General features: G+C 73.1%; 7 protein-coding genes. All 7 read left to right on the forward strand.

The window, feature by feature from the left end; all coding sequences use genetic code 11:
- Positions 1 to 98: 98 nt before the first annotated feature.
- The 7 genes from PGN05_RS05950 to dapB all read left to right on the forward strand — a co-directional run bounded on the left by PGN05_RS05950 (position 99) and on the right by dapB (position 7,721).
- Positions 99 to 1,238 (forward strand): branched-chain amino acid aminotransferase, encoded by a 1,140-nt coding sequence (locus PGN05_RS05950; protein WP_419751605.1) that lies wholly within the window; start codon positions 99 to 101, stop codon positions 1,236 to 1,238.
- A gap of 19 nt (positions 1,239 to 1,257) precedes the next feature.
- Entirely contained in the window at positions 1,258 to 2,220 is a 963-nt protein-coding gene (locus PGN05_RS05955; protein ID WP_419751606.1) for a bifunctional riboflavin kinase/FAD synthetase, read from the forward strand.
- A gap of 114 nt (positions 2,221 to 2,334) precedes the next feature.
- Complete coding sequence (rpsO, locus tag PGN05_RS05960; RefSeq protein WP_419751607.1) at positions 2,335 to 2,604, forward strand: 30S ribosomal protein S15; 270 nt, start codon at positions 2,335 to 2,337, stop codon at positions 2,602 to 2,604.
- A gap of 241 nt (positions 2,605 to 2,845) precedes the next feature.
- Complete coding sequence (locus tag PGN05_RS05965) at positions 2,846 to 5,128, forward strand: polyribonucleotide nucleotidyltransferase (RefSeq protein ID WP_419751608.1); 2,283 nt, start codon at positions 2,846 to 2,848, stop codon at positions 5,126 to 5,128.
- Positions 5,125 to 6,501, forward strand: coding sequence for a M16 family metallopeptidase (locus PGN05_RS05970; RefSeq protein WP_419751609.1), 1,377 nt, complete (start codon positions 5,125 to 5,127; stop codon positions 6,499 to 6,501). Before PGN05_RS05965 ends, PGN05_RS05970 begins: the two co-directional genes overlap by 4 nt.
- Positions 6,501 to 6,869, forward strand: a complete 369-nt coding sequence (locus PGN05_RS05975) for a VanZ family protein (protein WP_419751610.1) — start codon at positions 6,501 to 6,503, stop codon at positions 6,867 to 6,869. The genes PGN05_RS05970 and PGN05_RS05975 overlap by 1 nt, the downstream gene beginning before the upstream one ends.
- 105 nt (positions 6,870 to 6,974) lie before the next feature.
- Positions 6,975 to 7,721, forward strand: coding sequence for a 4-hydroxy-tetrahydrodipicolinate reductase (dapB, locus tag PGN05_RS05980; RefSeq protein ID WP_419751611.1), 747 nt, complete (start codon positions 6,975 to 6,977; stop codon positions 7,719 to 7,721).
- Positions 7,722 to 7,986 lie beyond the last annotated feature (265 nt).

A 7,986-nucleotide genomic window follows, 5' to 3' on the forward strand; every position in this document is an offset into this window, starting at 1 on the left:
CGTCGTCGGCCGCGCTCGGCGGCGGGACTACTGTGGCGGGGCGGGTCCGGCGCAGCCGGACGCCGTCCGTTGACCCCTGCGCACCGCGAGGTGGGACCATGACCGACACGCTCGCCGACAGCCGGACCACGCCCCGGGTCTTCTCCGAGGGCGTGCCGGTGGTCGTGGAGGACGTGCGGCGGCGCCCCGCGGCCGAGCGGGAGGGGCTGCTGGCCGACCCCGGCTTCGGCCGGTACTTCACCGACTCGATGTTCGTGGCGCGCTGGCGCCAGGGCGAGGGCTGGCACGACGCCCGGCTCACCGGGTACGCCCCGCTGCAGATGGACCCGGCGACCGCGGCCCTGCACTACGCGCAGTCGATCTTCGAGGGGCTCAAGGCCTACGCGCAGCCCGACGGCAGCGTGGCCACCTTCCGGCCCGAGGCCAACGCCGCGCGCTTCGCCCGCGGGGCGCGCCGCCTGGCGATGCCGCCGGTGCCGGAGGAGGCGTTCCTCACCGCGGTCGACGCCCTCGTCGACGCCGACCGCGACTGGGTGCCCACCGGCCCCGACCAGACCCTCTACGTGCGCCCCTACCAGCTGGCGACCGAGCCGTTCCTCGGCGTCCGCCCGGCGCACGAGTACCTGTTCCTGGTCATCGCCAGCCCGGCCGGGGCGTACTTCCCGCGCGGGGTGCACCCGGTGTCGGTCTACCTGTCGGAGGACTACATCCGCGCCGCGCCCGGTGGCACCGGCGACGTCAAGTGCGCCGGCAACTACGCGGCCAGCCTGCTGGCGCAGGAGCAGGCGATCGACGCCGGCTGCGACCAGGTCGTCTGGCTCGACGCGGTGGAGAAGCGCTATGTCGAGGAGATGGGCGGGATGAACCTGTTCTTCGTCCTCGGCGAGGGGGAGGACGCCGAGCTGGTCACCCCCGAGCTCACCGGCACCCTCCTGCCGGGCATCACCCGCGACTCGCTCATCACCGTCGCCCGCGAGCTCGGGCACCGGGTCACCGAGCGGCGGTTCAGCGTGGAGGAGTGGCGGGCCGGGGTGGCCGACGGCACCGTCACCGAGACCTTCGCCTGCGGCACCGCGGCGGTGATCACCCCCGTCGGCGAGGTGAAGGCCCGCACGGGGGACTTCGTCGTCGGGAACGGCGAGCCGGGTCCGCTGACCATGCGGCTGCGCGAGCACCTGCTGGACATCCAGCACGGCCGGGTGCCCGACACCCACGGCTGGCTGCACCGGGTCTCCTGAGGGCGGGCGGGAACCGGCATTGCTGCGCTGGCGGGGACTGGAGGCCACCCCCGGTGACCTCGGCCGCACCGTGGTCACCGTCGGCATGTACGACGGCGTCCACCGCGGCCACCAGGGGCTGATCGGCCGGGCGGTCGCGCGCGCCCGGTCGATGGGCCGCCCGTGCCTGCTGCTCACCTTCGACCCGCACCCCTCCGAGGTCGTGCGCCCGGGCTCACACCCGGCCATCCTCACCTCGCTGGACCGCAAGGCCGAGCTGGTGGCCGCCCTCGGGGTCGACGCGATGTGCGTGCTGCCGTTCACGCCCGAGTTCATGCGGCTGTCGGCGGAGACGTTCACCCACACGGTGCTCGTCGAGCGGCTGCACGCGGCCGCGGTGGTGGTGGGGGAGAACTTCACCTACGGCCACCGGGCGGCGGGCACCGTGGCCACCCTCACCCAGGAGGGCCGGCGGTTCGGCTTCACCGTGGAGGGCGTCCCGCTGGCCGGGGAGTCCTCGGCCGACGGGGAGGTGACCATCTCCTCGACCTACATCCGCGCCTGCGTGGCCGCCGGAGACGTGGTCCTGGCGGCCCGGGCGCTGGGCCGGCCGCACCGCATCGACGGCGTCGTCGTCCGCGGTGACCGGCGGGGCCGGGAGCTCGGCTACCCGACGGCGAACGTGGAGTCCCCGGCCTACACCGCGATCCCGGCCGATGGCGTCTACGCGGGGTCGCTGGTGATCCGCGACCCGCGGACCGGCGCCACCAGGAGCACCTCGCCGGCCGCCGTCTCCGTCGGGACCAACCCGACCTTCCAGGGCACCCGGCGCACGGTCGAGGCGTTCCTGCTCGACTTCGACGGCGACCTGTACGGCGAGCACGTGGGCGTGGAGTTCGTCGAGCGGCTGCGGCCGATGCTCGCCTTCTCCGACGTCGGGGAGCTGGTGGCGGCGATGGACCGCGACGTGGCCCGCACCCGGGAGGTCCTGGGGCTGGCCTGAGGCCGTGCACCCGGCGTGTAACCTCGGCCTGACGTCGGTTCCCCGACGGATGTGTGCAGCCTGCCCTCGTGACCCAGACCGGGGGCCACACGTGACCTGCCCAGGAGGCCGTCCATGGCGCTCGACAGCGCGACGAAGCAGCAGATCATGACCGAGTACGCGACGGTCGACAAGGACACGGGCTCGCCCGAGGTGCAGGTCGCGATGCTGACCCGACGGATCAGCGACCTCACCGAGCACCTCAAGCAGCACAAGCACGACCACCACAGCCGGCGGGGCCTGCTCCTGCTGGTCGGCCGGCGTCGCCGGCTGCTGAACTACCTGGCCAAGACGGACATCAGCCGCTACCGCTCGCTCATCGAGCGGCTCGGTCTGCGCCGCTGACCACAGAGGGGACCGTCCCGCCGGGACGGTCCCCTCTCTCGTGCGGCACCCGCCCACGAGACCCCCGGCCCCCCGCCGGACCCCCACGCTGGTCGGTCCTCGGTAGTGGCCTCCGGGCATGGTCGTCCCCCGACGGGGGAACCCTCCCGAGGGCTTCGATCGAAGACCGGTCACCCGGGCGCAGTTCGGCGCAGGGCGCCACAAGAGGACGTCGCCGCATGCGACGTAGGAAGAGGACGACGTGTCCGCACCCACCACACAGAACAGCGGTACCGCTGCCGAGTTCGACCCCGAGGACGGCGTCACCACCGCCACCGCGGTCATCGACAACGGCACCTACGGCAGCCGCACCATCACCTTCGAGACCGGCCGGCTGGCCAAGCAGGCCGCCGGCTCCGTCGTCGTCACCATGGGCGACACGATGCTGCTGTCGGCCACCACGGCCGGCCGCCAGCCCAAGGACCAGTTCGACTTCTTCCCGCTGACGGTGGACGTCGAGGAGCGCATGTACGCCGCCGGGCGGATCCCCGGCTCGTTCTTCCGCCGGGAGGGCCGCCCCTCCGAGGACGCGATCCTCACCTGCCGGCTCATCGACCGCCCGCTGCGGCCGACCTTCGCCAAGGGCCTGCGCAACGAGGTCCAGGTCGTCATCACCGTCCTGTCGCTGGACCCCGACCACCTCTACGACGTGCTGGCGATCAACGGCGCCTCGGCGTCCACCCAGCTGTCGGGCCTGCCCTTCTCCGGCCCGGTCGGCGGCACCCGCGTGGCGCTGATCAACGGCCAGTGGGTCGGCTTCCCGACCCACGCCGAGCTCGAGGACGCCGTCTTCGACATGGTCGTGGCCGGCCGCGTCCTCCCGGACGGCGACGTCGCGATCATGATGGTCGAGGCCGAGGCCACCGAGAAGACCATCCAGCTGGTCGCCGGCGGGGCCACCGCCCCGACCGAGGAGGTCGTGGCGCAGGGCCTCGAGGCGGCCAAGCCGTTCATCAAGGCGCTGTGCGACGCGCAGGCCGCGATGGCCGAGAAGGCCGCCAAGCCGGTCGCCGAGTTCCCCCGCTTCCTGGACTACCAGGACGACGTCTACGCGGCCGTCGAGTCCGCCGCGCTCAGCAAGCTCACCGAGGTGCAGGCCATCCCGGGCAAGCAGGAGCGCAACGACGCGACCGACGCGCTCAAGGAGGAGACCCTCGCCGGGCTCGCGAGCCAGTTCGCGGGCCGGGAGAAGGAGCTCTCCGCCGCCTTCCGCGGGCTCACCAAGAAGGTCGTCCGGCAGCGGATCCTGCGCGACAAGGTCCGCATCGACGGCCGGGGCGTCACCGACATCCGGCCGCTGTCGGCCGAGGTCGAGGTCATCCCGCGGGTGCACGGGTCGGCGCTGTTCGAGCGCGGCGAGACCCAGATCCTGGGCGTCACCACGCTGAACATGCTCCGCATGGAGCAGCAGCTGGACACCCTGTCGCCGGTGAACCGCAAGCGCTACATGCACAACTACAACTTCCCGCCGTACTCCACCGGTGAGACCGGCCGGGTCGGCTCCCCGAAGCGCCGCGAGATCGGCCACGGCGCGCTCGCCGAGCGGGCCCTCGTGCCGGTGCTGCCCGACCGCGAGGAGTTCCCCTACGCGATCCGACAGGTCTCCGAGGCGCTGGGCTCCAACGGCTCGACGTCGATGGGCTCGGTCTGCGCCTCGACGCTGGCCCTGCTCAACGCCGGCGTCCCGCTGAAGGCCCCGGTGGCCGGCATCGCGATGGGCCTGGTCTCCGACGAGGTCGACGGCAAGACGGAGTACGTCGCGCTGACCGACATCCTCGGAGCCGAGGACGCCTTCGGTGACATGGACTTCAAGGTCGCCGGCACCAAGGACTTCGTCACCGCCCTCCAGCTCGACACCAAGCTCGACGGCATCCCCTCCGACGTCCTCGCCGGTGCGCTGACCCAGGCCCGCGCGGCCCGGCTGCACATCCTCGACGTCATGGGCGAGGCCATCGACGGCCCCGACGAGATGAGCCCCTACGCCCCGCGCGTGACCACGGTGCGCATCCCGGTCGACAAGATCGGCGCGGTCATCGGCCCCAAGGGCCAGATGATCAACGCGATCCAGGACGAGACCGGCGCCGACATCACCATCGAGGACGACGGCACCATCTACGTCGGAGCCTCCGACGGCCCCTCGGCCCAGGCGGCGGTGGACCGCATCAACGCCATCGCCAACCCGCAGATGCCCAAGGTCGGCGAGCGCTTCCTCGGCACGGTCGTCAAGACCACGCCGTTCGGCGCCTTCGTCTCCCTGCTCCCGGGCAAGGACGGGCTGGTGCACATCAGCAAGCTCGGCGCCGGCAAGCGGATCGCCAAGGTCGAGGACGTCGTCAACGTCGGCGACAAGCTGCAGGTCGAGATCACCGACATCGACGCCCGCGGCAAGATCAGCCTCGTCCCGGTCGCGGCCGAGGGTGACGGCTCCGGCGACGCCGCTCCGGCGGCCGCCGAGGCCGCCGAGTCCGCGCCCGCGGAGGCGTGACCACGCACGAGCAGCAGGCCGCAGCCGGGGCCGGGACGGGCGACGCGCCCGTCCCGGCCCCGGCCGGTGCAGGGCAGACCGTCGTCCTCGACGTCGACGAGTTCGGCGGCCGGGTCGAGCGGACCGTCCTGCCCGGTGGCCTGCGGGTGCTGACCGAGACCATGCCCGGGGTGCTGTCGGCGACCGTCGGCATCTGGGTCGGCGTCGGTTCCCGGGACGAGACCGACCCCGTGGCGGGCTCCTCGCACTTCCTCGAGCACCTGCTGTTCAAGGGGACGGCGAGCCGCAGCGCCCTGGAGATCGCCACGGCGATGGACGCCGTCGGCGGTGAGATGAACGCCTTCACCGCCAAGGAGCACACCTGCTACTACGCCAACGTGCTCGCCAGCGACCTCCCTCTGGCCGTCACGCTGCTCGGTGACCTGGTCACCGACGCGCTGAACACCGCCGACGACCTCGAGTCCGAGCGCACGGTCGTGCTCGAGGAGATCGCCATGCGCGACGACGAGCCCGCCGACGCCGTCCACGACCTGTTCGCCGAGACCCTGTTCGGCGCCACCGCGCTGGGTCGCTCGGTGCTGGGCACGGTGGCATCCATCGAGGGCCTGACCCGCGAGGACGTCGACGGCTGGTACCGGCAGCGGTACGTCGCCCCGTCCATCGTGGTGACCGCGGCCGGCCGGGTCGACCACCGGCAGGTCCTGGACCTGGTGACCGCGGCCTTCGGCGACCGGCTCGCCGGGTCGGCGGCCCCCGCCCCGCTGCGGGTCGGTGAGGAGGGCGGGCCGACCCGCCCGGCACGTCCGGCCGGCCTGATCCGGCGCCGGACCGAGCAGACGCACCTGCTGCTGGGCTCGGTCGCCCTCGGCCGGCTCGACGAGCGCCGCTACGCGGCCGCGGTCCTGGAGACGGCGGTCGGCGGGGGGATGAGCTCGCGGCTGTTCCAGGAGATCCGGGAGAAGCGGGGGCTGGTCTACAGCGTCGGCTCCGCGCTCTCGCACTACGCCGGGACCGGGGCGTTCTCCGTCTACGCGGGGTGCTCGCCCAAGCGCGTGCCCGAGGTGCTGCGGCTGGTCCGCGAGGAGCTGGCCCGGGTCGCGGCCGAGGGGCTGACCTCGGAGGAGGTGGCCCGCGGCCGTGGGCAGCTCAAGGGGGGTCTCGTCCTCGGCCTGGAGGACACCGGCTCCCGGATGAGCCGGCTGGGCAAGAGCGAGCTCTCCTACGGGGAGTACCTGCCGGTGCAGGAGGTGCTCGACCGCCTGGACGCCGTCGACGAGGCCCAGGTGCGCGCCGTCGCCGCCGACCTGTTCACCCGGGACACCTGCCTGGCGGTCGTCGGCCCCTATCGCGAGTCCGAGCTCGACCGGCTCTGATGCGCCGGACACACCCCGCGCTCGCCGTCCACGGCGCGCTCTCCCGCGGCGCCTTCGCCGTCGCCGCGCTCGTCTCGCTGGCGGTGCTCTTCGCCCCGGGGGACGACGTGCCGGCGGCGCCGCCGGGCGTGGACAAGCTCGTCCACCTCGTGCTGTTCGCGGTGCTCGCGCTGAGCGGGCGCTGGGCGGGCGTCGGCGCGCGGCGGCTTCTCGTGCTGCTGCTCGTGTACGCGGCGGCCAGCGAGGTCGTCCAGGGTCTGTCCCCGTTGGAGCGGTCGGCGTCCGTGGCCGACTGGGTCGCCGACGCCGTCGGTGTGCTGGCCGGGATCGCCGGCTGGGCGTTCCTCGAGCGGCGGGCACGCTCCTGACCTGCGCGCTGTGTTGCACCCGTCGCCTCCGCCGGGAAGCCTGACCCGGTGACCGCGAGCGCCTCCCGTGACCAGCAGCCAGCGACGGAGGGGACCCGGCTCCCCGTGGGGGTCATCGGCGCGCGGGGGCGCATGGGCACCGAGGTGGTCAAGGCGGTGAACGCCGCGGACGACCTCGAGCTCGTCGCGATGGTGGCCTCCGGGGACTGGCTGTTCGACCTGGCCAACGCCGGGGCCCGGGTCGCGGTGGACTTCACCCGCCCGGACGTGGTCATGGACAACATCCGGTTCTGCATCGACAACGACATCCACTGCGTCGTCGGGACGACGGGCTTCGACGAGGCCCGGCTCGCCACCGTCGCGGAGTGGCTGGCACCCAAGCCGGGGCTGGGGGTGGTGATCGCCCCCAACTTCGGCATCGGCGCCGTCCTCCTCATGCGCTTCGCCCAGGAGGCGGCGCGGTTCTTCCCGTCGGTCGAGGTGGTCGAGCTGCACCACCCGAACAAGGTGGACGCCCCCTCGGGGACGGCGGTCCGCACCGCCCGGCTGGTGGCGGCCGCCCGCCGGGAGGCCGGCCTGCCGCCGTCGCCCGACGCCACCACCGAGGCGCTGCCGGGGGCGCGGGGAGCCGACGTGGAGGGCGTCGCCGTCCACGCGGTGCGCCTCACCGGACTGGTCGCGCACCAGGAGGTCCTCATGGGCGCGCCGGGGGAGACGCTCACCCTGCGGCACGACTCCTACGACCGGGCGTCGTTCATGCCGGGCGTGCTCCTGGCGGTCCGCGAGTCCGTCCGCCGTCCCGGCCTGACGCTGGGCATCGAGGACCTGCTGGGGGTCGGAACCGGGGTGTGACCGGGGACGCCCTCCGCCGGCTTGCACACCGGCCGGAGACCTCGTGTATGGTTCTCCATGCGCCGCACGGGGCCGGAAGGCCCGCGGAGAACACCCCCTCGGGGTGCGAGACTCCGCAGACGGCGTACAGTGTGACAAGCCGCCAGGGACGAAGCCCGGAAGGGTCGAGTGTCTGCGCGTCCGCTCCTTGAGAACTCAACAGCGTGCCGAAAGTCAGTGCCAAGTAACAACCCCTTTTTGTGGGTTTCTTTGGGTTGATTGATCG

Origin of the sequence: Geodermatophilus sp. CPCC 206100 (genome assembly GCF_048569675.1) — a bacterium.
Taxonomy (GTDB): Bacteria; Actinomycetota; Actinomycetes; order Mycobacteriales; family Geodermatophilaceae; genus Geodermatophilus.